Annotated in this window: 25 protein-coding genes; 11 read left to right on the top strand and 14 right to left on the bottom strand. The window is 39.4% G+C overall.

What is annotated here, in order from left to right; translation table 11 throughout:
- Positions 1 to 386: 386 nt before the first annotated feature.
- The gene (locus BTO28_RS07485; RefSeq protein WP_076764920.1) at positions 387 to 863 is read left to right on the top strand and encodes an Lrp/AsnC family transcriptional regulator; all 477 of its coding nucleotides are present in this window, start codon (positions 387 to 389) and stop codon (positions 861 to 863) included.
- Positions 864 to 909: 46 nt separating this feature from the next.
- Here the strand turns inward: BTO28_RS07485 and ggt are convergent, their stop codons facing one another.
- Together ggt and BTO28_RS07495 are read right to left on the bottom strand one after the other, a co-directional pair.
- The gene (gene ggt / locus BTO28_RS07490) at positions 910 to 2,490 is read right to left on the bottom strand and encodes a gamma-glutamyltransferase (protein ID WP_076764921.1); all 1,581 of its coding nucleotides are present in this window, start codon (positions 2,488 to 2,490) and stop codon (positions 910 to 912) included.
- A complete protein-coding gene (locus BTO28_RS07495) occupies positions 2,487 to 3,725 on the bottom strand; it encodes an MFS transporter (protein ID WP_076764922.1) in 1,239 nt (412 codons plus the stop codon). Before BTO28_RS07495 ends, ggt begins: the two co-directional genes overlap by 4 nt.
- A 235-nt stretch (positions 3,726 to 3,960) precedes the next feature.
- On the opposite strand from BTO28_RS07495, the gene BTO28_RS07500 reads away from it, so the two are divergent.
- Together BTO28_RS07500 and BTO28_RS07505 are read left to right on the top strand one after the other, a co-directional pair.
- Positions 3,961 to 4,533 carry a chromate transporter gene (locus BTO28_RS07500; RefSeq protein WP_076764923.1) on the top strand — a complete coding sequence of 191 codons (573 nt, stop codon included), beginning with the start codon at positions 3,961 to 3,963 and terminating at the stop codon, positions 4,531 to 4,533.
- Entirely contained in the window at positions 4,530 to 5,060 is a 531-nt protein-coding gene (locus tag BTO28_RS07505) for a chromate transporter (protein ID WP_076764924.1), read from the top strand. The genes BTO28_RS07500 and BTO28_RS07505 overlap by 4 nt, the downstream gene beginning before the upstream one ends.
- 330 nt (positions 5,061 to 5,390) lie before the next feature.
- On the opposite strand, the gene BTO28_RS07510 is transcribed toward BTO28_RS07505, so the two are convergent.
- The 3 genes from BTO28_RS07510 to BTO28_RS07520 all read right to left on the bottom strand — a co-directional run bounded on the left by BTO28_RS07510 (position 5,391) and on the right by BTO28_RS07520 (position 7,345).
- A complete protein-coding gene (locus tag BTO28_RS07510; RefSeq protein ID WP_076764925.1) occupies positions 5,391 to 6,248 on the bottom strand; it encodes a metallophosphoesterase in 858 nt (285 codons plus the stop codon).
- 230 nt (positions 6,249 to 6,478) lie between these two features.
- Positions 6,479 to 7,057 (bottom strand): class I SAM-dependent methyltransferase, encoded by a 579-nt coding sequence (locus tag BTO28_RS07515; protein ID WP_076764926.1) that lies wholly within the window; start codon positions 7,055 to 7,057, stop codon positions 6,479 to 6,481.
- Positions 7,058 to 7,138: 81 nt separating this feature from the next.
- On the bottom strand, positions 7,139 to 7,345 hold the full coding sequence (locus BTO28_RS07520) for a DUF1657 domain-containing protein (RefSeq protein WP_076764927.1): 207 nt from the start codon (positions 7,343 to 7,345) through the stop codon (positions 7,139 to 7,141).
- Between the two features lie 695 nt (positions 7,346 to 8,040).
- On the opposite strand from BTO28_RS07520, the gene BTO28_RS07530 reads away from it, so the two are divergent.
- The 6 genes from BTO28_RS07530 (at position 8,041) to qoxD (ending at position 14,410) form a co-directional block, all read left to right on the top strand.
- Positions 8,041 to 8,319, top strand: coding sequence for a hypothetical protein (locus BTO28_RS07530; protein WP_083711380.1), 279 nt, complete (start codon positions 8,041 to 8,043; stop codon positions 8,317 to 8,319).
- A 163-nt stretch (positions 8,320 to 8,482) separates the two neighbouring features.
- A complete protein-coding gene (locus BTO28_RS07535; protein WP_076764929.1) occupies positions 8,483 to 10,048 on the top strand; it encodes an alkaline phosphatase family protein in 1,566 nt (521 codons plus the stop codon).
- A 559-nt stretch (positions 10,049 to 10,607) separates the two neighbouring features.
- Entirely contained in the window at positions 10,608 to 11,519 is a 912-nt protein-coding gene (gene qoxA, locus BTO28_RS07540) for a cytochrome aa3 quinol oxidase subunit II (protein ID WP_076764930.1), read from the top strand.
- A gap of 68 nt (positions 11,520 to 11,587) precedes the next feature.
- Positions 11,588 to 13,534 (top strand): cytochrome aa3 quinol oxidase subunit I, encoded by a 1,947-nt coding sequence (gene qoxB / locus BTO28_RS07545; RefSeq protein WP_076764931.1) that lies wholly within the window; start codon positions 11,588 to 11,590, stop codon positions 13,532 to 13,534.
- On the top strand, positions 13,531 to 14,127 hold the full coding sequence (gene qoxC, locus BTO28_RS07550; RefSeq protein ID WP_076764932.1) for a cytochrome aa3 quinol oxidase subunit III: 597 nt from the start codon (positions 13,531 to 13,533) through the stop codon (positions 14,125 to 14,127). The genes qoxB and qoxC overlap by 4 nt, the downstream gene beginning before the upstream one ends.
- 1 nt (position 14,128) lies before the next feature.
- Positions 14,129 to 14,410, top strand: a complete 282-nt coding sequence (gene qoxD / locus BTO28_RS07555) for a cytochrome aa3 quinol oxidase subunit IV (RefSeq protein ID WP_076764933.1) — start codon at positions 14,129 to 14,131, stop codon at positions 14,408 to 14,410.
- Between the two features lie 133 nt (positions 14,411 to 14,543).
- Here qoxD and BTO28_RS07560 read toward each other — a convergent pair whose 3' ends face one another.
- The 6 genes from BTO28_RS07560 to BTO28_RS07590 form a co-directional block, all read right to left on the bottom strand.
- Complete coding sequence (locus BTO28_RS07560; protein WP_076764934.1) at positions 14,544 to 15,188, bottom strand: methanogen output domain 1-containing protein; 645 nt, start codon at positions 15,186 to 15,188, stop codon at positions 14,544 to 14,546.
- Between the two features lie 410 nt (positions 15,189 to 15,598).
- Positions 15,599 to 16,579 (bottom strand): ABC transporter permease, encoded by a 981-nt coding sequence (locus BTO28_RS07565; protein ID WP_076764935.1) that lies wholly within the window; start codon positions 16,577 to 16,579, stop codon positions 15,599 to 15,601.
- On the bottom strand, positions 16,572 to 17,483 hold the full coding sequence (locus tag BTO28_RS07570) for an ABC transporter ATP-binding protein (protein ID WP_076764936.1): 912 nt from the start codon (positions 17,481 to 17,483) through the stop codon (positions 16,572 to 16,574). The genes BTO28_RS07565 and BTO28_RS07570 overlap by 8 nt, the downstream gene beginning before the upstream one ends.
- Before the next feature lie 13 nt (positions 17,484 to 17,496).
- Positions 17,497 to 18,276 (bottom strand): SGNH/GDSL hydrolase family protein, encoded by a 780-nt coding sequence (locus tag BTO28_RS07575; protein ID WP_076764937.1) that lies wholly within the window; start codon positions 18,274 to 18,276, stop codon positions 17,497 to 17,499.
- A gap of 1,098 nt (positions 18,277 to 19,374) precedes the next feature.
- Entirely contained in the window at positions 19,375 to 19,578 is a 204-nt protein-coding gene (locus BTO28_RS07585) for a 2-hydroxymuconate tautomerase family protein (RefSeq protein WP_076764939.1), read from the bottom strand.
- A 2-nt stretch (positions 19,579 to 19,580) separates the two neighbouring features.
- Positions 19,581 to 20,792: a YbfB/YjiJ family MFS transporter gene (locus BTO28_RS07590; protein ID WP_076764940.1), complete on the bottom strand. Its 1,212-nt coding sequence runs from the start codon at positions 20,790 to 20,792 to the stop codon at positions 19,581 to 19,583.
- A gap of 134 nt (positions 20,793 to 20,926) precedes the next feature.
- Between BTO28_RS07590 and BTO28_RS07595 the strand changes: the two genes are divergently transcribed.
- Both BTO28_RS07595 and BTO28_RS07600 read left to right on the top strand, forming a co-directional pair.
- Positions 20,927 to 21,823, top strand: a complete 897-nt coding sequence (locus tag BTO28_RS07595) for a LysR family transcriptional regulator (protein WP_076764941.1) — start codon at positions 20,927 to 20,929, stop codon at positions 21,821 to 21,823.
- 515 nt (positions 21,824 to 22,338) lie between these two features.
- A complete protein-coding gene (locus BTO28_RS07600) occupies positions 22,339 to 22,722 on the top strand; it encodes a YmaF family protein (RefSeq protein ID WP_076764942.1) in 384 nt (127 codons plus the stop codon).
- A gap of 230 nt (positions 22,723 to 22,952) precedes the next feature.
- On the opposite strand, the gene BTO28_RS07605 is transcribed toward BTO28_RS07600, so the two are convergent.
- The 3 genes from BTO28_RS07605 to BTO28_RS07615 form a co-directional block, all read right to left on the bottom strand.
- Positions 22,953 to 23,267, bottom strand: a complete 315-nt coding sequence (locus BTO28_RS07605) for a hypothetical protein (protein WP_076764943.1) — start codon at positions 23,265 to 23,267, stop codon at positions 22,953 to 22,955.
- A 122-nt stretch (positions 23,268 to 23,389) separates the two neighbouring features.
- Positions 23,390 to 23,707: a hypothetical protein gene (locus BTO28_RS07610; protein WP_076764944.1), complete on the bottom strand. Its 318-nt coding sequence runs from the start codon at positions 23,705 to 23,707 to the stop codon at positions 23,390 to 23,392.
- A 69-nt stretch (positions 23,708 to 23,776) separates the two neighbouring features.
- Positions 23,777 to 24,076 carry a hypothetical protein gene (locus BTO28_RS07615; protein ID WP_076764945.1) on the bottom strand — a complete coding sequence of 100 codons (300 nt, stop codon included), beginning with the start codon at positions 24,074 to 24,076 and terminating at the stop codon, positions 23,777 to 23,779.
- Positions 24,077 to 24,588 lie beyond the last annotated feature (512 nt).

Here is a 24,588-nt window from a genome sequence, read left to right on the forward strand (position 1 = left end):
CCGCCAGAAATCGATACTATAAATAGATAATAAAACTTTATCATAAATACCCCAACCCAATTTACTACTAAAATCAAAGTATATAAACTCTTTGGTCTCACTTGGCCTATTTAATCAAATGCAACCTAATGATGCCTAATTATTGAAACTTTGAACATTTTGGCTTTTAATTATTATTCAATTCATTTTACAGGGCTGTCTTTATCAAACAAATTCACCTTCTATTTCGTTTTCAAAATTATAGTTTCTGAGTTATATTTTTTAGAGAAGAGCTTCAAAGAAGGTCTTAAGCTTTACTTCCTGCCTTTTTCATTCAATGCTTGATAATGGTACACTAAAACTAAATAGCCGTGCTTAACATTACTCAGATGGAGTTGAACATAACGATGTCATCGAATTACAGGATCCCAGATTTAGCTATCGACGAGATCGATAAACAGATTCTTTCACTGTTGCATGAAAACAGCCGTACGTCTTATACCGACATCGGAAAACAGGTTGAACTTTCACGTGTAGCTGTTCAAACACGAATTAATAACTTAATGGAGCAGGGCGTTATTGAAAAGTTCACTACTGTTATAAATCCGGCAAAAGTCGGCATTCATGTATCTGCTTTTTTTAATGTTGAAGTTGAACCACAGTATTTGGAAGAGGTCGCTTTACATTTAGAAAATGAACCAGCTGTGACTAGCTTGTACCATATGACCGGACCAAGCAAACTGCATATGCATGGCATCTTCACAAATAACCAGGAGATGGAGCGTTTTCTAACAGAAAAATTATACCCTTTAAAAGGCGTTGCAAGCGTAGATTGTCAAATGTTGATTAAGCGCTACAAGAGCAGGATGGGAATGAAATTGTAAAGAAACAGGCAGCGGTACAGAAGCTGCCTGTTTTTTTGAAGAAATATTAACTTCCAACTGCGGCTCCGTCGCCGCGCGGGTCGACACCGCCATGCAAAAATCCTTGCTCATCGATTAAAATGGCATTGGCATGTCCCATTATTGGATCTACGTCCCCGACCCTTTTGACAACGTGGCCGGCGTCTTCTAACTCTTTTGTAATTTGATCAGAAACCCTGCTTTCTAATTTCAACTCCTGTGTTTCCTCTCCCCATGTTCTTCCCCATACAAAGCGTGGTTCGCTGATTGCCTGTTGCGGATTCATTCCATAGTCAATCATTCGTGTAATAATTGCTGTTTGCGTTTGCGGCTGCCCTTCACCGCCTTGTGTACCATACAAAATCGCAGGTTCTCCATGTTTCAGTGCCATCGCCGGCATTAACGTATGAAATGTTCGTTTCCGAGGTTCAAGACTGTTCACATGGTCTGGGTCTAGAGAAAAGAAAGAACCGCGGTTTTGCATAATGATCCCTGTATCTCCTGCAACAATGCCTGATCCATATTCAAAATAAAGGCTTTGAATGAAGGACACCGCATTTCCTTCTGCATCAACAACCGCTGCATGAGCTGTGTCACTTCCAATTGGCTGTGTGATAACGTCTTTTGTGCTATCCAGGGAGATCGAATCAGCCATCTCTTTTCCATACGATTTACTTAAGAGCTTGTGAAGAGGGATATCATGAAAAGCTGGATCGGTTAAATATGCATTCCGGTCTTGAAAGCTTCTTTTTAACGCTTCGACAAGCAAATGATAATATCCACACGACCCATGCGGAATGGATGAAAGATCAAAATTTTCCAAAATATTAAGCGCCATGAGCCCGGTAAACCCTTGAGAATTCGGCGGCACTTGATACATCGTATAGCCCCTGTACGTTGTATACACTGGCTCTGTCCAGTCTCCTTTATGGGCCGCGAAATCTTCAACCGTTAAGAAGCCTCCTTTTTCTTGAAGAAAGGATACGATTTTTTCAGCGAGTTCTCCTTTATAAAAATGATCTCTTCCTTTTTCTGAAAGCTCTGTTAACGTGTTGGCCAAATCTTTTTGCACAATTTTTTCATTGATCTCTGGTACGCGGCTTTCTGGTAGAAAAATAGCTGCTGTGACAGGCTCTGCCCGTAGTACATCCAAGTTTTTCACGGTGTTTTCGTGTTGGTCTTTTGAAAAAGGAAATCCATTGGCGGCATAATCAATCGCTGGTTTTAGTACGTCCGCTAAAGAAAGACGCCCATATTCTTTCAGGATTGCATCCCAGCTGTCGACCATTCCAGGTACGGTAATCACACTTTTAATCCCACGGAACGGAATGGAAGAATCGCCTTTGTAGGTTTCTCTTGTGACGTTAGCGCCTGACCTGCCGCTCCCATTATAGGCTCTTACTTTTTTTGTATCTGCACTGTAAGCGAGCCAGAACGAATCTCCTCCCAGCCCGGTCATATGTGGATACACGACTGCTAGACACGCACTGACCGCGACAGCGGCATCAAAAGCGTTTCCACCCTTTTCTAAAATTGAATTCCCGGCTTGTGAAGCCAAATAATGAGGACTGACAACCATTGTTTTTGTACCAACTTTTGCACTATTCATACAGCTTTTTCCCCTTCCGGCTTGTATTCTTCCATTTTTGATTCCAAGACATACCCTTTATTATTAGTAAACATAAACACAATTGCACCAAAGATCAATAGGGCGCCAGATATATAAAAACCAAATTCCAGCTCCCCTGTTATATCCGCAAAATAGCCTGTAATATATGGGGCAAAAATCGACGACAGCATGCCGCTGAAATTAAAAAATCCGTATACCCTCGAATACATTGCAGGAGGCGTAATATCTGCCAGGTATGAAATTAACACGGGATCAAGCGCCAGCTTTCCGAGTAATCCATATAAAGCAAGTCCGACAAGCAGCAACGAATAATTCTCAGTGTACGGTATGACAAATTGGCAAACCGCGCCGGCAAGCGCCAGCGAAATAATCAGCGGCTTTCTGTTTTTGATTTTATCTGATAGAAAGCCGAATAATATGGCGCCTGGAATGGATGCCCAAGGAACAAGTGATGCTATGATGCCTGTTTGTGATGCTTCAACGCCTCTCACCGTCTGAAGATAGTATGGAAGCCACGTCAGCATGCCAAAAAATCCGTACAGCGAGCAGAAAATCAGCACATACACCAGAATGTGGTTTTTGGTAAAAAGCAACTTCATGTCAAACTTCTCCTGCTTGTCCAAAGCTACTGCCGTTTTTTCTTTATGTGTGTTGTCGCGTACAAAAATCGCTATTAAAATAGCCACAATAACGGTTGGAATCGCAAAAACATAAAATGGATACTGCCAGCCTTTATTTAATGTATACGTAAAGTAACTCGATGCCACAAAGCCAAGCGAGATGCCAAATGCCATTCCGCTGTTAATAAGAGCGGATACAAGACCGCGGTATTTTCTTGGGGTAATCGTAGAGGATATCCCATACTGCGATCCATAATAGGTTCCTTCACCAAGACCTGTTAGGGCACGCATCATTAAAAACATAAGAAATGTGGTCGCCATGCCGCTTAAATACGTTGCAACCCCAAATAGCAAATAACCGATGACCAGTACTTTTACCCGTCCAAATTTGTCAGCTAAAAACCCAGTTGGAATTTGCATCGCCGCATATGCAGCGAAAAAGACGGTCGACATTAAGCCAAGCTGCGATTTATCAAGCCCCCACTCCTCTCCGATACTTCCCATTACTGGTGAAAGAATGTTCCGGTCCGCATACATAAAGACCCAGCCAAGGAAAAACAGAAAAATAACAAAAGCAGGATGTGTTTTTTTCATGAGGTAAGCTCCTTTGTGTGAAATGTTAGGAACATCATAAAAGAAGCTGAGAACAAATAAATGATTTTCGGAAGATTATCTGACAGATATTTTTTTCTATTCGTAATATTTAAACCTTTTTTATTTTCATTTCGAATGCTAAAATTAATTAATTATTACGAATAGTTGGAACGAGATGGATGAACAACAAATAAGCCTTAAATTGTCAAAGGCATAGGAAAAGGATGATTTTATAATGAAGCAATTGGATATTTTTATTGCCTTTTTCCGAAGCAGCATGCTCGGATACGGAGGAGGCCCCACTACGATTCCTCTTGTTCAAAAGGAGGTAGTCGAGCGGTTTAAGTGGATGGACAATGAAGAATTTGGAGATATTTTAGCGATTGGCAATACATTACCTGGCCCGATCAACACAAAAATGGCCGGCTACATCGGCTATCGGATCGGTGGTATTCCAGGGACAATCAATGCCATTCTGGCAACTATACTACCGACCATTTTCTTAATGATTATTTTATTAACAACATTTACCACGTTTAAAGATGTAGCTTGGGTACATGGAATGGCGAAAGGTGTGCTGCCCGTTGTCGGAGTCATGCTGGCTGTTTTGACGAAAGATTTTTTAAAAACCTCTATTAAGGGATTGAAATGGGGAGCTGTGCTGCTGCATGTTATTATCGCGCTTGTGCTGATTGAATTCCTTCATATTCATCCAGCCATTCTTATTGCGTCACTTTTATTATTTGCGCTTTTGAAACCGGTGAAAAAAGGAGAAAAAGATAAACAAAAGAAGGGGCGGTCCGCGTGATTTACTTACACATTTTTTGGGTGTTTTTTATGACAAACCTGTTAGGCTACGGTGGTGGTCCTGCCACCATTCCGCTTATCCAAAAAGAAGTGGTCGATGGTTACGGATGGATGACCGTGCAAGAGTTTAACGAAGCGTTTGCAATGGGAAATGCACTGCCCGGTCCGATTGCTACAAAAATGGGCGGATATATTGGCTTTCAGGAAGGTGGATATCTTGGAGCCATACTTGCGGTCTTCGCCACTGTCGCCCCGTCACTTATTTTAATGATTACCCTGATGGGGATTTTATACAAGAATCGAACCTCACCGCGTGTTAAACGGATGACCGCTTATGTAAAGCCGACCATCGCTGTTCTGCTGGGTGTCATGGCATTTCAGGCTTTTTCCGATTCCTATTTTCAAATGAGCATGGTTCATATTTTGGTGCTGGCGGCCGGCAGTTATTGGTTGATGGAAAAAGTAAAATTACATCCTGGATTAGTCGTTTTATCTTCGCTTATTTATGGTGCTGTACTTTTATCATAAATCACCGCTGCTCAGTTGGTTGAGGGTCTTTTTAAAAATCAAATGCATAACATATAATACCTCTGATTCATAAGCTATGACACAGACAGGATTGAGCCTGCCTGTGTCTTTAAATAAAGATATTCCTCTTTTAATCGACTAACTGGTGAGTCTTTCTTATATCGCCTTCTAAGTTGCAATTTGCTCTCGATTAAATCTTAATTACTTCTTTTACTAGACGGTTTCGTGCGTATGCTACCCTTCGTTCAAAATTTTTATACAATAAGCCCCCTTGATGACTTGCCGGGAAAATACTTTATTAAACGGATACAACACAAAAAGACTCTGACATCATACTGCTGTCAGAGTCTCTTCTTTTTCAATGGAATTTAGAGATAACTCGTGAAGAGTGATTTCAGGACGACTGCCAACTCGTATATTAATAGAAGTTTGTCCTAATCCTTCACTTATATAAAATGGTTTTTCATCATAATAATGAAGGCCCTTAATCATATCCTTTCGCATCATCGCACGTCCGAGTTTAGCGAGATGGTATGGCTTAGGCCAATAAATTTGACCGCCGTGAAAGTGACCCGACAAAAGATAATCGAATGAATAATCCTTCATGTTGAGAACAATATTCGGATCATGTGTTAACACAAGGTTGTATCCTTCCTTTATACCTGTAAAAGATGCCTTTAGGTCGCTTCTCTTTGTATGATAATCATCAATCCCAATAATATTAACAAGCTTTCCTTCGACCATAATGGTTTCAAGCTCATTTTGAAGCGTTTTACAGCCATGCTCTTCCATTACTTTTCTCAACAATTCAAAATCTGTTTGTCTTAAATGGTAATCATGATTTCCAAATACAGCATAAATTCCATATTTCGCATTTAGGCGGTTTAACACGTTTAAATATGGAATTAATCGAGGAATGCTTCTTTTTTTATCAAGAAAATCACCTGTTAGGGCAATTAAATCAATTTTCTCACCCGCAAGCTTCTCATAAAGCTGCTCTGGAGAAATGGATATTTTTTCGAGATGCATATCAGAAATTTGCAGGATGTTCAGGGGGCTGGTTGTATGTTCTGAATCTATAGCAGATAAACGAATTTTATTTAAAGCCACTTTTTGAGTGTTTTTATATGCTCGATAAAAAAGGAGCATCAAAACGCTGCATAGCATAATCAAGAGAATTAATTTCATCGTTTCTCCTCCTCTCATCATCATTATAAAGGGATTGAGGAAGAATTTTTAGCGGTAATTAGTGGCGTTTCGGGGAATATATAAATGCTTTGGGTATGTATTTCTTTCGTTCAACTGATTTTTTTCTATTTATCAAAGAAAAGCTGATCTGGCAGACCAGCCCTTGCCCTTAATTCTGGATATTGTAAAAAGAGATGAGCTATGCTAGAACGGCTGCAAGGTGAATTAATTTAAAGAAGAGCTGTAAAATATAATTCATTATAAAAAAACATTTTTCTAAACCTGCTTAGCACATTACATTTAAAATTTTCCTCCGTAAAATAGTGCAAATATTCCTCTTCCCTTTGAATATAATCCCCTTTATCGTTTGATTTCATGAACCAGTTGCTGATTGGAGATTTTTCAAATAGACATGGCTCTATCACGACCACTTTCCCTCCTGGTTTTAGCACTCTTTTGAATTCCTTCACATAACTTTGGATCATTTCTGGGGGAATATGATGCAAAACCGCAATGATTAAAACCACATCAAAGCAGTTGTCGTCTGCAGGAAGTTCATTACCAATAAAGGCTTCAAATCGATATGGGGAATATAAGCGTTTCGCAAAGTCAATCCTGTACGCATCAGGGTCTATTCCAAAGTAATGATTAGGTGAACATAAGGTACAATTCGCTCCGGTTCCCGCTCCAAAATCAAGTACTTTCTTATCTGACAAATCAAAATGACGTTGAATATTATTTTGAATATATATTTTTGTCAGCCATTTTGGCCGGACAAATGAATGATATATTTTTGGTGGTAATTGCACTGACAAACACCTTCACTTTTAAAATTCACTGCTTTGAACTATTTCCATACACAGTGAGAGGAAAATTTACCTCCCACTTTCTCATTGTTGTTTATATTGAGGCTCTTCTTGTAAAATTTGGTCAATGCGTGGAGCAAAACTGTCAATAATGGTTTGTGTTTGCTGAGCTGCATCCTCGTATAGTTTTTTCGCTTGTTGGTTGTCAGTGCTGAGCGAAAATGTTTCAAAGCTTGCTTGGACCGTTTTAAGTCCAGCCATCGTTTGTTTTACATCACTAATTACGGTCATTGCTTGATCCCTCCTTGTGTTTAAGAACAGTTTTAGAATGAGGAAAAAAGCCATTTTTTATGTTTTTTAAATGTATCCAGCTCGTGAAAAATATGTCCGGAACATCCAGAAAACGGATTTTGTTTGCTTGTAACAGCAGTGAAGCAATATAACGATATTTGAGGATTTTATGAGTGTTGGGGAAGAACAGAAGGTATTTGTAACTAAAGGTTTGACATCTTTCCAAAAAGAAAAAACCTCCACTAATCTATAGCGGCGGCAGAAATAAGTGGAGGGAACTGTTTAGAGTAAAATAAAGATTTGTATAATTTACCTCCCTAGTATATGACAGGTTTAGTTATTTAGAATGTAAACCTGGAGCTTTGAAAAAAAACCTTCTATTTTCCAGTCACCATTCTGCATGACAATTTTTTTATGGTCTCACTTTGCCAGGAAGACTGGGCTGCAGGCGCTGCTGGTTAGAAAGTAAGATAAATCCCAAAATCATTTTTTCATAAATGAACCTACCTTTAAGTAGGATTCCTTTGCTAAGCAGCCAACATTCATTTTATTTAAAGTAAAGTCCCATTATTCCAATGATGTTACCCACGTAATAAGTATCTTTCTACAAACGAAGAAGATAAACCAGAATAATTACGACCTGCTTTCACATAATAAAAAAGCTATTTTCAAAATAAGAAGGAGGATGATGTATAGTGAATAATCGAAATGGCATGCTTACCTCTATGTTGTCACTAGGTGCTATAAGTGCGGCTTTTTTTGGAATAGCAAGAGGCGTACGCAACGGAACTTTCCAGCCGTTCCTGCAAAACATTTGGAGTGCCATGAATAGCCCAGCAGCCCAACAAGTTCCACAGGCTGTGCAGGGAATGATGAATGGGCAGCCAGCGCAAAAAATGACACAGCCGCTCCAAGGTATGATGAATAACCAAACTTCTCAACAGCAGTCTCCAAATCAAAAACCAAAAATGTGACTTAATTAAAACCAAACGAAGATAATGAAAATTAAACAGCTTAGCTTATAGGCACTGCCTGCATCAAGCCGTGTTTATAAGCTTTTTTTATTTTTCCAATGAAGTATTCACCTTCCTCTTTTAATCCATACTAATAACAATGTAAAGTGAAGGGTGAAATTAAATGGTACGCAAAATCGTCATATCAGTGATTCTTTTCTTATTCATCGTCACTGGACTATGCTGGTATTTTTTCATTACGCCTACAAAAGATCTAAAAAACGTTTCAATTAAGACAACTGAAAAGCCGGTTATTGTATTAGTAATCGATTCCCTAATGGACCAGCCGTTACAAAAAGCAATTGATGAAGGAAAAGCACCGGCTTTTGAATTTTTAATGAAACATGGCCACTATCATGCTAACGTGATCAGCTCTTATCCAACGATGTCTGTGACCATTGACAGTACAATATTAACGGGTACATACGCTGATCAGCACAAAATCCCGGGTCTTGTCTGGTTTAAGCAGGATGAAAATCGAGTGGTTAATTATGGGCCTGGAAAAATCGAACTGCTGAACCTCGGTGCCAAACAAGTGCTATTGGACAGTCTGATTCTTTTAAATAAGGCGCATTTAAACCCAAACATCCCCACTATTTATGAAGAGCTGGCAAAAAGCGAGATCCAATCTGCTTCTCTTAACGGCCTGATCTACAGAGGAGATCAAGTCCATCAACTGCACATCCCAAAAGTCGCATCAACAATGAACCTGTTGCCGCATGATGTGAAAATAAACGGACCATCCCTTCTATCGATGGGCAGCTTATCACAGTTTAATCCGGAAACGAACCGGCTTAATCTTTTGTGGAAAGCAATGGGGTTAAACAATCAATTTACTGCAAATGAACTGAAGTACTTTATTCAAGAGGAAAAAATGCCTCCATTTACGCTCGCCTACTTTCCCGATATGGACCATCAGATTCATAAAAGCGGACCAAAGGATCGTAAAGGAATCGAAGAAGCGGATAAGCAGCTACAGGTGATACTGAATGCCTATCCTTCATGGGAGGAAGCGTTAAAAAAGGCCGTATGGATTGTCCATGGTGACAGTTCGCAATCTGCCATTGTACATGAAAAAAGTAAGGCACTGATTGATTTAAACAAGTTATTGAGTGGATATACCTTTTGGAAACCAGACGAACCATCTAACAATCAGGTTGCGCTAGCTGTCAATGAGCGTATGGCGTACATTTATGTAAGTGATGAAACAATTGCGACAGCAGACATTTTATTAGAATTAAAATCCGATTCCAGAATTGGTTTCATTGCTTGGAAAAAGAACAATACCAATTTTGTAATGGCGAAAGGATTCGATAAACCACTCACTTTTTCTCCTAATGGCCCGTACACCGATCAGTACGGACAATCCTGGAAGCTGAACGGAGATCATTCCATCTTGGATTTGTCTATAAATAACCAAAATGAAATCAATTATAGTGACTACCCGGATGCCTTAGCGAGACTGCATGGAGCACTTCACTCTCACAAGGGACGGTATATAATCGTTGATGCAAAACCTGGTTATGAATTTGTTGGAAAACAAAGCCCTGACCATGCAGGAGGAGCAGCTCACGGTTCTTTGCATAAATTAGATTCTGAGGTTCCTGTAATGATTGCCGGAACAGATCAAAAACCTAAAAATTACCGATTGGTCGATTTTAAAGATTGGATAGTAGAACTGACAAAATAACCATGATGAACCTCCAAAAAAAAGCCCGCCATAAGGCACGATGATCCAGGACATTACAGGATCATCGTGCTTTTAGTCGCCTGCTGCCGGGCGCTTTTAAATACAATCCTTACAAAAACTTTTTGACAACTATCCCCCTTATGCAAGATGAAACATTTCATTATGATTAACAATTAACACATCACAGTTGCGAACAAATCATCAGTAAGTCGTTAACGAAAAAAACTTTTTTAATATAAATCCTCGTAACAGCTTTAGAATTCGTATTTTGTATCCGCTTTCATTATTCACTATTTTGTCAATTAATAGATTCCTTAATTTTACTAGATTCTATTTATTCACCAATACCCCTAATTACCCCCTTTGTTAATGAATTTTTTGTGACAGAATTCATATTTTAATTGTTTTTCTAAATGCACAGGTCTAAGATTAATATCGGACACTTCGGGAGTCTAATAATTACTCCCTGCCATCCAAATTACTCTTGTGAAATAATTAACAAAATGTTCACAATTGAAGTTTTGAATTATTTTCCAACACTTTATGAAAGGGGTACATTATGAAAATCAAATGGGCTTTATTGTCTTTAATTTTCACTATTACCACAGTGCTCACCGGTTGCGACCAACCATTGCTGGTTTTAGATCCAAAAGGTCCGCAAGCCAAAACCTTATCAGACACCATTATATTTTCAATGGTGATTATGGCAGGTATTTTACTAGTTGTGTATATTCTATACGCCTACATGCTTACAAAATACCGAGCATCAAAAATGGGAGAGGATTACGAGCCTCCACATGAAGAAGGCAGCCATACACTTGAGATTATCTGGACTCTTATCCCAGTAATCATCGTTGTTGTTCTTTCTGTTGTAACAGTTCGTTCGACAAGTGATGTTGAAGCCGTTCCTAAAGGTTATGAAGAAGATAAGCCTTTAGTCATTTATGCTTCATCATCTAACTGGAAATGGCATTTCAGCTATCCAGAAGAGGGAATTGAAACGGTAAACTACGTCAATATCCCAACTGATCGTCCTGTGGAGTTCCGTCTTTACTCACATGGCCCGATATCCAGTTTCTGGATACCGCAGCTGGCCGGACAAAAATATGCCATGAATGCCATGATTAACGAGTTGAACTTGGTTGCTGATGCACCTGGATCATACATAGGTAAAAACTCGAACTTCAATGGTAAAGGTTTTGCACACATGGACTTTGAAGCACAGGCAATGACTGCTTCAGAATATGTACAATGGGTAGAAGATGTTAAGGAAACCGCACCAAAATTATCAGAAAAAGAATTTAACAGTCTTTTGGAAATCGACTTTGTAGGACGTAAAACATATTCATCCAATCATCTTACATTTAGTCCGCCACCTGTAGGCAACCACGGACACAACCCTGATGAAAAAGATGGCAAAGATGCTTCCGAAGATGAATCAAACTCTCATGAGGAGCACAATCAACACTAAAACGTATTAGCAACATGTACGACTCAAATCTAGACATCTTTAGATAAAACGAAAGGAGTTACAAACCTATGAAATGGGACGAATTTTTCGTTTTCACCCATGATCCGATGTTATTTGCTGCTATGATCAGCATTGTTCTCGGCGGTCTCGCTATTTTTGTCGGATTGACCTATTTTAAAAAATGGGGCTATCTCTGGACAGAATGGTTAACTACTGTCGACCATAAACGTATTGGCGTCATGTACATCCTTGTAGCCTTAGTTATGCTTTTCCGCGGAGGAGTAGACGCATTGCTGATGAGGGCACAAAGTGCGGTGCCTGAAAATGGCTTATTGAATGCCCAGCACTATAATGAAATCTTTACAACACATGGTCTTCTTATGATCTTATTTATGGCCATGCCGTTTATTATCGGTTTAATGAACGTCATTATCCCTCTTCAAATCGGGGCACGTGACGTTGCATTCCCTCGTTTAAATGCGGTCAGTTTCTGGCTGTTTGCTGCGGGGGCAGCGCTATTAAATATTTCCTTCGTCATCGGGGGTTCTCCTGATGCAGGCTGGACTGCATATTTCCCGCTTGCAAGTCTTGAATACAGCCCGACAGTAGGAAATAACTATTATTCTCTTGCACTTCAGATTTCTGGTATTGGTACGTTGATGACCGGTATCAATTTCATCGTCACAATACTTAAAATGCGTGCACCGGGCATGACATTAATGAAAATGCCTATGTTCACCTGGTCTGTTCTTATTACAAACGTCATTATTGTTTTTGCTTTCCCTGTATTGACAGTTGCACTTGCATTAATGATGTTGGACCGCCAGTTTGGAACACAGTTCTTTACAATGAGCAACGGCGGTATGGATATGCTTTGGGCCAACCTATTCTGGGTCTGGGCGCATCCTGAAGTTTATATTGTTATTCTCCCTGCATTCGGTATTTACAGTGAAATCATTTCGACTTTCGCTCGTAAAAACCTATATGGCTATAAATCAATGGTTGTAAGTATGGTTGCCATTTCATTGCTTTCGTTCCTTGTATGGGCTCACCACTTCTATACAATGGGTCAAGGTGTAATGGCTAACAGTATTTTCTCGATCGCAACAATGGCGATTGCCGTTCCAACCGGGGTTAAAATGTTTAACTGGCTCTTTACTTTGCATAAAGGGAAAATTACTTTTACAACTCCGATGCTTTACTCGCTGGCATTTATCCCGATTTTCACAATCGGTGGTGTTACCGGGGTTATGCTTGGTATGGCAAGTGCCGATTATCAGTATCATAATACTATGTTCCTTGTAGCTCATTTCCATTATGTATTAATTCCAGGAACAGTATTTGCGGTAATTGCCGGGTTCCATTACTGGTACCCGAAAGTGTTTGGTTACCAATTGAACGAACGTCTTGGTAAACTTGGTTTCTGGCTTATCACGATTAGTTTTAACGTAGCATTCATGCCACTATTCATCCTGGGCCTTAATGGAATGACCCGCCGGATGTACACGTACTCGGAAGAAACTGGTTTCGGACCGTTAAATATGCTTTCGTTTGTCGGTGCGCTTGGCCTTGCGCTTGGATTCATTGTCCTTGTGTACAACATTTACTGGAGCGCACGCTACAGCCCAAGAGATACAAGCGGCGACCCTTACGATGCAAGATCACCGGAGTGGAGCACACACAGCCCGGTTCCTGTTTATAATTTTGCCATTGTGCCGACGATCAACTCTCTTGATGCGTTCTGGTACGCTAAGAAAAACAAAGCGCCATTTTTTGAAGGAAAATATGAACCAATTCATATGCCAAGCAACAGTGGCCAGCCATTTTTAATGGGTGTGGCATTCTGCTTCTGGGGATTCTTTATGGTCTTCAGCTGGTGGATTCCCGCAATCATTTCAGCGCTTGGAATATTTGCAACAATGATTTATCGTACATTTGAACGTGATCACGGATATTATATCTCCGTAGAAGAGATAGAAAGAACCGAAAATGCATTGAGAGGTGACAAACAATGAAAATAGATAACTCGCTGCCTCTTGAATATAGCACGGAAGAGAACAGACTGAAGATATTGGGTTTCTGGATATTTTTAGGGGCGGAAATCGCCCTCTTCTCTACTCTATTTACTGTATATTTTGTATTAGTAAATGGGGTTGGAAACGGTCCTTCTCCTAAGGATATTTACGAACTAAAAATGGTCCTGATTCAAACTTTTCTACTATTAACAAGTAGTTTTACCATTGGTCTTGGAATTCATGCCATGCGCCTTGGTTTAAAGAAAGCGATGATGACATTCTTTATCATCACACTTGTGTTAGGTTTAGGGTTTTTAGTATTCGAGATTGAAGAATTTATTACGTATGTGCATGAAGGAGCAACGATCCAGACAAGCGGATTCCTATCAAGTTTGTTTACATTGCTCGGTACACATGGACTCCACGTAACATTCGGTCTTTTCTGGGGTACTGCGATCCTAATGCAAGTGAAAAAACAAGGATTCACTCCTGAAACAACTAACAAATCATTTATCTTTTCTCTTTACTGGCACTTCCTTGATGTGGTTTGGATCTTTATCTTTAGTTTCGTTTATTTGAAAGGATTGATGTAGTATGAAACAATTGTTCCCAGTTTCTCATGTGATGGGATTTGTTTTCTCACTGGTCCTTTCACTAGTCGCTCTGACGGTAGTATTTTATGATATGAGTTATGCAATGGGCATGACAATCCTGTTAATTACGGCTTTCGCCCAGGCAAGTGTACAATTACTGATGTTTATGCATATGGGTGAATCAAAAGATAAAGTAACACTTTACACGAATATTGCTTACGCTTTGTTTGTAGGTGTGTTTACCATTTTAGGTTCATTATTGTTATTAGTTTGGGATATTTAAATGTGATACACAAAGGGGAAAGAGTTCATACTCTTTCCCCTTTTGTTCGAATTGAATTCATAACAAAAAACTCCCGCTTGATTGTTGAACAGGCAGGAGTTTTTGTACTTTTATAATCTTACAAACCAAGTATTTATAACACATTCCTTTCTTTTTCTTGCTGAACTTGACGCCGCAAGTCTTCCAGCTCATCTAAAAGCCTTATGACCATTTCGTCACTTTGTCTTAACTGTTCATTTAAAAGAAGGATTGTTTCTTCCTCCCATTTAAACGGATCCCCATTGTCTGGAGTTTTAGTGAGATCTTTATACACATCTCCCTCTTCATCCTCGGTTGGATTAAAGTAGATAGCGACTTCACAACCTGAATCCCCTGCAGCATTTCTTTTTCTTAAAGACACTTTCCCATAGCCAAATTTACGGGAAGCGATCCCCCCAAATACACTCGATGTCATATTGCACAAATGCGGTGCATCTTTAACCACTTCTCCAAAAGGGCAAGCTGCAGCTTTTACGACAACGTGATCCGTCTGCACGGATGATATATAAAAATGTCCTCCAATTGAATTTTTCAAATCAACAATGATGTCCGCATATTTTTCAACCGTCCAATTATCATCTTCACCTTTATATAAGCTTTCAATCCATTCTCCCGTTCTAAGACCGATTTGGCGAACATATTCATCGGCTGTTTTACCCACCGTTTTTTCATGAATATAGGCATACTGTGTAATGAGCTTTGATAAAAAGATCGTACCCGTCAATGAATTATTTTCCATTTCATCCTCCTGAAGTAACAAATAACCCGTTTTTTCTTTTGAACTCTTTTTATATACTAAATGTTACAACAATTAGGTAGGTCTCAAGTACGCAAATTCGTACAAATATATGTACAATAACTTTAGTTCTCTTTTGTTAGCCTGTAAACTGAACATTTACAGAATCTAATTTACTTCTAAAACAAATGCATAGGACGAATCACCTTAAGATACATTCGATTCTTTTTCACCCTTCCACCATACTCTATAAAAAATAATAATAAATACCCTTTTTCATTGAAACTGTTATCTGATTACCTTTTACCAGTATTGCCGATTCTTTGTTTTCATGTAACTGTACCGAAATCAAAAACGAGTGCCTAGCAGAACTAATTAAAAAAGCCGCTGGTTTCCCAACGGCTTCGAATGATCTAATAAACATCCTTCTTTGTAAATGACACGAAAGAGATCACTAATGCAGCGGCTGCCCAAATGGCCAAAACTGACAGGGAAAAGCCTAAAGACATTCCCTCAATAGGAGGCGCCATCCCTTGCAGATAGTCACTCATTCTTAAATTGATCATAAATAAATATTTAGCTGATTCCCATGATGAAACCATGCTGCTTAATATAGTTCCTGAAATGAGACATGCGAGCATCACACCCATTCCTGCCGCGGTGCTCCTAATCAAAACAGACAGCATAAACGATAACGTTCCAACAACAAGTGAAACAAACCAGGCTAAACCAAATTCCATTAAAATATACTGCCACTGAGGAATAAGGTGAGTTCCTGCTGTGTTTAACTCTCCCGCTTCAACGGTAAATCCAGTTAATACGGGTGCATTCCACCCTTTAAAACCAAACACGATCCCTGATATTACATAAGACAGTATCCCAAACATCAATAGAAGAAAGGACACAGATAAGACAAGTGTTAAATATTTACTTAACAGTATTTTCCACCTTTGAACCGGCCTTGTCAGAAGGATCTTTACCGTTCCCGTACTGTGCTCCGATGAAACCAGATCTGCCGCGACAATCATGATCATTAGTGGCAGCAGCAACTGAATGGAATTTTCAATAAATCCCCTCACAAACGTAGGTGCACCGGGCTCTGCCGGATTAATATCGTGATCTAAATAGTATTGCTGCTGCGATACACGAATTTCCAGCTGCTTTCTCCATTCATCCGAAATCTGGCTTCCGCTCAGCCTGTTTTGAATATCGATAATCTGCTGCTGCAGTGTTGTACGCCAATCGGTCGTACCGAGCCGCTCTTGTACCCGTTCAGATTCACGGAACTGGGCGTAGGTAAACATTGAAATAAGGACAGCCATAATGATCGTTACAACCAAAAGCCGTTTTTTTCGGACAAGCTTGATCATTTCATTCTGGACGAGATTAATCAATTGCTTCTCCTCCCGTCATTTCAATAAATAAATCTTCCAAAGAAGGCAGCTTTCTGTTCATTTCTTTTACTGTAACGCCTGCCTCAATCAATTTTTTATTCCATTCCCCTACCTTGCTGTCATCATAAAAAGTAATGACGGATTCCCCTTCTTCCTTAACGAAATCGGTTAGTTCTTTTAACATGTTAACACCTGTTTGATGCGGAACCAATCTCCATATGAGCCGTTCCTGCTGAGATAGAAGAGCTGAAACTGATTCAGTATGTATGACCTTTCCCTTGGCAATTATTGCAACACGATCACACATCAATTGAATTTCACTAAGTAAATGACTCGATACAAGAACGCTCATCCCTTCTTTCTCCGCCAAAAAACGAATGAATTGACGCATCTCCCGTATACCAGACGGATCCAGGCCATTCGTCGGTTCGTCCAGAATCAGCACTTGTGGTTTCCCTAGTAACGCCTGGGCGATTCCAAGCCGCTGCCTCATTCCTAATGAATAAGTTTTGACACGATCGTGAATTCTTTCCTGCAGGCCAACAAGGTTTACTACTTCTGTAATTCGCTCTTCATCCATTTTCGGAAGCATTCGGGCAAAATGCTGAAGGTTTTCCCAGCCACTTAAATATGGATATAATTCAGGGTTTTCTACGATGCAGCCTATGTTTTGCATTGCCTTTGTAAAATCTTTTGACACATCATAGCCGCAGATTTTAATAGAACCGGAAGTAGGCGCAATCAACCCGACTAACATTCGAATTGTCGTGGTTTTACCTGCCCCATTCGGGCCTAAAAAGCCAAAAACCTCTCCTTTTTTCAGTTCAAAATCGATCGTTTTAATGATCTCTCTTTTCCCAATCACCTTGCGTAATCCTTTAACTGATAATGTAACATCACTCATGTTCTTCCCTCCTTTACCATGTAAGTAATGCAGCCACTCTCTCCGCGATTAACTGATAGCCTTCTGAGTTTGGATGAAAGTTGTCTGTATAAAGATAATCTTCCACTTTTAGCTGGAACAAGTCGAATGTAGGGACAAACACTGCTTTTGGATATTTCGCGCTAATATCCGCACTGCGCTCATTCCAGTCCCGTACAATTTGCGATGTTGTATTTGCATCCTCCATGTCAATAAACGGATTATATAATCCAATTAAAAATACATTGGCTTCCGTATTTTGTGAACGTATGCTTGATAGAATGCCGTCTACATTTTTCGAGTATTCTTCCTTTAATCCCTCCACCTTTTGAAGATCTAGTTCCGCCAACGTTTGACCGCCGCGGAAAAGATCATTGCCGCCGATGGTAATCAAAATCGTATCGGCTAATTTGATTTGCCTCTGTACTTCCTGCTGCTTTACCTGTTCGGCCAGCTGGACGGATGTCTGCCCTTTAATACCAAGGTTCGTTATTTGCATCTTTTGATCAGACCTCTTTTCAAGATCCTCCATTAAATAACCAACATACCCTTTACCTGAAGCATCTCCCGTTCCTCTTGTTAATGAATCACCAAGTGCTACAATATGAATACCATTACGGTCTGTCTCCACAGTCTCTGCAGGTGCTTCAGCAACGGATTTTGCCGAGCAATTAAAGTAGTCAAATAACGCCCATCCCATGCCAAACATCCATAATAAACATGAAAATACCGATGTTATCGTAACGAATAAAACCCATTTTCCTTTCAAAAACATGTCCTCCTTCAAAAACCGCCATTATTTCTGTAAAACATAGAAAGTAAGCATTACACAAAACATCTCTTATGGGATTATAACAAATAAAGACAAATGTCCCAAAAGACAACGTTTCTTGCTTTGATTAATACCCATCTAAAGGTAATTTTTATCCATAAAGTTTTAATTGAAATGTGAAATCGATTATATACAGGAAATTGAAAAGTAAGTAATATAACAGAAGTGTCACAAGCAAAAATATGGAAGGTTGGAGATGATAAATGTTCTCAAAAAATATGATAAAACGTTAGCCTTCCTTTTCGCGTTTCTTACATTACTGTTTTTTATTTTCGCTATTATGAGTAAAGAATTCCTTAAATGGGCGTTTATGCTGCATCACAATCAATTAAGCTGGTATATCAGGCCGATTTTTCTCATCCCTTTTTGCTTTTTTGCTTTTAAGAGATGTTGTGCGGGTATTTCGATCACTATAATATAGATTTCTGAATCTGATTTAACAGGCGCCTGTACAAGTAATAAAATTGGGGAAAGCAATCATGGGGAAATATTAAGGAAACCTAAATCAACTTTATGTTTCATAACAAAAAAACAGATAACTGCAATTTACTGATGATTGAAATGGCATCAGTTTTATTTTTCTGAAAAATCAGGTATAATGACAGTATAAATGAACTACATTAAAAAAGACCGCTTCGATTTAAATAGATCGAAACGGTCCAACAATAGCAGGGTTCCTTAACGGGATCGACACAGCAGCTAAACTAAAACCGCCGAGCGGCCAAACTCAAGGGCGGTTTTAGTCTTTTTTATGAAATGACAGAATAGAAACAACCAATCCTGCGAACGCTATTGCGAACATAAGGGACTGAAATACTGTCAAACGGCACCACCTCCTCCCACTTTTACAAGAGGAATGCATGTGCCGACCACCCTTGAGAAAAACCTATACTATTGTATTTTCATTATATCACGATTTTCTGGTAACACTATGGAAACGATACGATCGATCAATACCATTCTTATATCTTTAAAAGAGGAGAACACATAATAATAGTGAATCATATGTGTCCCCCTTTTATCTGCTATTAAGCTGTGAAATTACTTCCCTTGCTGCCTCCGCACTGTTATGGTTTCTCCTGCAATTCCCCAATTATCAGTATCGACTTCGTCAATTACCACAACCGTTGTATTTGGGTTTTTGCCAAGCACATCGACTAATAGCTGCGTAGCTCCCTTAATAAGTAACGCTTTTTTTTCTGGCGTTACATCTTCATTCGTAATTTTAATATTTACATACGGCATCATCATGACCTCTTTTCATTTTTTATCGTTTCTTTTATGTATGAATTTTCTATGTTGGTTTTCTTCTCAAATTGGACTCCACTTAAAACCAAGCATGCCCCGGCGAATACCACACTTGCTGCACCTATTAAAGCAGCATTATAATCATGCGTGACAGATGATAAAATACCTGCAATTGTTGGTCCTATCATTTGGCCAAACGCATAAACAGCTGTGAGGCTGCCAATGATCCGGCTGCTATTTGACGGACTTATTTGGCGGGCCAATGTTGTGGCAAGAGTCGTGATCCCCATAAACGTGGCACCAAATAAGAAGGCACTTATGAGGAAACCAGTTTGTGTCATCCAGAAGACAGGCAGCACAATGCCGACAGATTGAATTGCCATGGCTAACACTAATGATGTAACGAAACCCCATTTTTCAGCCAGCGATGACCAGACGATACAGGATGGAATAGCTGCTAATCCAACCACCATCCACACAAATGCTGCATCACTGCGAAAGCTTGAAGTTTGTTCGGCGATGGATACGATAAACGTACCTGTGACAATGTAGCCTAACCCCTCCAAACCGTAAGCTGCAATCAACCATGGAAGCCACTTGACTGGAGGTACAGTGAAAAATTCTTGGTTTCTTTTTCGTTTTAAAATGAGCGGAGCATCTCTCAGCCAGATCCATACGAAGAAAGCAAGTATTCCACTTACAACAGCCAATCCTATCCACACACCTTCCCATTCAAACGAACGGTGTAAACCCGGAGTCATCAGACCTGTGATAAAGATGCCCATTCCTACCCCACCATAAAAAAAGCCTGACCAATTTGTCTTTCCTCCGGCGGCGAGTTTATCCAGCACGATGCTCGAAGCTAGAACAAATACGAAGGCACTGGCGAGACCAGAAAGAAATCGAAGGACATACCAAAGAAAATAAGAATGAAATAAGCCCATGCAAGCAGTCATTAGGATACTAATGATGAAACTGAATCTCAAGACAATGGTTCTGTGCTGTTTCAAAGGAATGACTCCTGCTAAAATGGCTCCAATCAAATAACCTCCGTAATTACTTGTGGCAAGGTAACCAGCGACTGCATTCGAAAAAGAAAGATCATTTTGCATTAGTGGAAGAATTGGCGTATAGGCAAATCTCCCAATCCCCATCGCAATGATTAACGCCAGTATTCCCCCTATTAAAAAGAGAAAGGGCTGTTTTGTCAACTATTCACCTCCTTATAAACTGCCATATATGTATCATATCCCTACTTTGTTATTTGGTATAATACAGAAAATAGATACTCGCCATCTTTATATGAGATGGCAAAAAAGACGCGAAACAAAAGGGGGAGATTTCGATCGATTTACAAGCTTTAAAAGTTTTTCAATCAGTAGCAGAGATGGGGAGTATTTCACGGGCAGCCCGGGAGCTAAATTACGCACAATCCAATATCACGACGAAAATTCAGCTTTTAGAAACACATCTTCAAACTCAACTGTTTTACCGTCATAACCGCGGCATTACCTTAACATCCAAAGGAAAAACGTTACTGGCATACGCTGAAAAAATCTTTCATCTTATTGAAGAAACGAATAAAGTGCTGAAAGATGATGATCAGACACCAAACGGCCCTTTGTATATCGGATCGATGGAAACTACCGCTGCAGTTCGCTTACCGTCACTGCTCTCTAAATACCATCACGAATATCCCGACGTAGATCTGACGTTAAAAACCGGTCCAACTGAACAAAATATCCAGGGAATTCTTCAGTATGAGCTGGATGGAGCCTTTGTGGCTGGACCTATAGATCACCCTGAATTAATTCAAAGGACAGTAATAGAGGAGGAATTGGTCCTCATTACAGATACGGCCCATCCAGCTTTGTCCTCTATCAAAGATATTCAGAATCGGACTTTGCTTGTATTTCGTTCCGGCTGCTCATATCGTGCAAAACTAGAACAATGGTTGCATCAGGAAGGGGTTATCCCTAATAAAATTATGGAATTTGGGACACTTGAAGCGATCCTTGGCTGTGTATCCGCTGGTCTGGGCATCAGTCTTCTACCTCTTTCGGTCATAGAAAAACACGTTTATTATGGGGAGATTAAATACCATTCGATCCCAGGTCCATATGCAATCGTTCAGACGGTATTTGTTTATCGAAAAGATACACTAATGACGACAGCATTCATAAGGTTTATGGATATGTTTACTGAAGTAAACAATCTTTCCGGGCCAACGATCACTGTGTAAATACGCATCAATCGTTCTTATCATCATCGGTGTGACAATGCTGAATTTTACTGGAGAGCACAATAAAACAACTAAGGAACATGTTACAGAAAACAAACATTAATGACTGAGTGTCGACCTTCCTATTGGCAGTAATCGAGTTGTCTAAAAACCTTTGAGGTACATAATGAAATGTCTAAAGCCGTTTTTTCTCGTTACGGATGTCGGAATTATTAATTTATTGGATTGTCACTTATTTCAGTTTGATTCCCAAAAATCATTTTATTCGTAATGATGCATACACTATCCTCTATAAACAAACGATCTCCTAAAATGTGAGGATCATTTGTTTTTTATTAAACTGTCGCCTCATTATCTCTTTCTCTTTTTTCTCATTCTGTTTTTCTCTTTTAAGATCATTTTTTCACATAGTTTTCAAATGAAATAATGATGTCTGCATAAATGGTGCGTCATTATTATAAATTGAAGTACATCCATTATTAATTATGTAAAAGAGAAAAGGAGGGATAAGGCGCATGGAAATACCGATTACGGGGTTGATTATTCACTCTGACGATTCACAATCAGATTCTGAGCATTCGCATCATTTATTTATTCATTCATGGAACGGCCGGCCTGTGTTGCATATACACCATTTTTCAGGGGTTACCTCGTTTAATGCAGGACATGATCACCAATATGCCGGGAAAACTGAACCTGCACCTAGTGGAGTGCCCCATACTCATAAATACTTTACTGCAACCTCCGTTGATAACGGACATAAACATGAAATCCGAGGAGTGACCGGTCCCGCTATTCCTTTACCTGGCGGTGGACATTATCATATGTTTAATGGCGTAACAACCACTAACGGTGCCCAGCCTCATTCTCATAAATATAGCGGCAGCACCAGTGATTAAATAAAATAAAACGAGCATCTGCTAGCAGAAGCAGATGCTCAAAATAATTATCGGTCGAAGCTCCATTTCAACTAATAGCCCTCAGTAGGACCAATATGTTGATTATGTAGTTCATACAGTAGAATTTCAGGATAAAAAGCAGGAGAAAGACGAATATAACCACAAACAACAGAAGTTTTATCATACATTACTTCTAGCTGGTACATGCATATTCATCTTGTATGGGTTATTTACCTGCGTGTCCTTCTCTTTTCAAAAAGTCTCACGTTCGTTATATCATTGTCGCTGAAAAAGCGTTTATTTGTTTTCTTACCTGTTAAATCTTCTAACTTACGGACAGCCAGTTCAAAGTCTTCATCTGATAATTGCTTTGCAGCCCACAGGGAACAAAGCATGGCGAAGGCAATAGGCATTGTATCAACTTTAACGTCGACGTTGACATCGACATCAGAGTTTCCGCTCTCTCCAATGGATATTTTGTTCTGAAGATCTTCTCGGGAAGAAAACTTATCAAAATTAGAAATTGATGATCGTTTTGAAGCCATATTGCAACCCCCTTTCAAGTGAAAAATGGGATACCATGATATCCCAATTGATATCCCACCAGGATGATAAAAATGTTAATTTTCCTATATAAATTTTGGGTTTCACCTATTGTTCCGCTTTTTTAGTCCATCTCTTGCTCTTGGTCTTGCTCTTGATCAGCATCTGCATCGGACCGAACTCGTGTGTTTGAATCTGAATCGACATCAACATCTACTTTAGAGTTCCCACTATTAGTAATTCTCGCGATGTTAGTATTACGATCTACGTTTTTTACGTCATTATCGTTATCAACATCAACATCACTTCTTAGATCCATTTCGTTCTCAAATTCAACATCCGAGTTGGAACGAGAGTTTGATCGATTGCGATTATCAGAATTGTCATTTCTTCTTCTATCTGACTGTCTTCTTTTATTTGACTTTCTTCTCTTTTCAGACATAATATACCTCCTCCCTTTTTAATACACAATGATGAAAATATCTATATAACTTAAGAATGTATCTTCTTCTTAATCTCGTTCCTGATCTTGTTCCTGATCTTGATCGGCATCAGCATTCGAACGAACCCGCGCTGTTGAATCAGAATCAACATTAATGTTAAGCCGAGTATTTCCACTATTAACGAGTCGCGCGATATTGGTGTTGCGATCCACGTTTGTCACTTCATTCTCATTATCAGTATCGACGTCGGTTCTGAAATCGATATCACTCTCGAAATCAACATCCGAATTTGACCGTGAATTAGATTGAGCACGACCACGAGATCTCTCGTTTCCGTTTGAATCAAAGTTTCTCCACCCACTACTCATAATCTGACCTCCTTCCTTCTTTATAAATAATATATTCACTAATAAACAGGCCGAACTGTATAAACATCCTACTTCTATCAGTAAAAATTTGAATAGCTATTCCCTAGCTGGTTAGTCAAAGTAATAAGAAAGTTAGATTGCTGCTGATCATGATAGCAAAAAACTATTTTTATACATAACCAAAATAGTTTTATAAATTTACTTCCTGTAGGAATATAAGAAAAAGGACTATTGGCATCCTCTTCTCTCTAGAAAGTACCGAAATAAATATGGACAATATTTTTTTCCCTTCTAAAATCCACTTACATCATTCAATGAATGAAATCATAGGATGGAGATTACAGGTGATCTCACCTGCCAATTTAAGGAATGGAGTGATATTTCTTTGTCTTACTTCGATCACGATGATGACGACCGCCGCAAAAAGCGATGCGATGACGACGATGACGATCGCCGTAAAAAGCGGCACGATGACGATGATGACGACCGCCGCAAAAGACGGCGCGATGACG

Origin of the sequence: Domibacillus epiphyticus (assembly GCF_001975785.1) — a bacterium.
GTDB classification, from domain to species: Bacteria; Bacillota; Bacilli; order Bacillales; family Domibacillaceae; genus Domibacillus; species Domibacillus epiphyticus.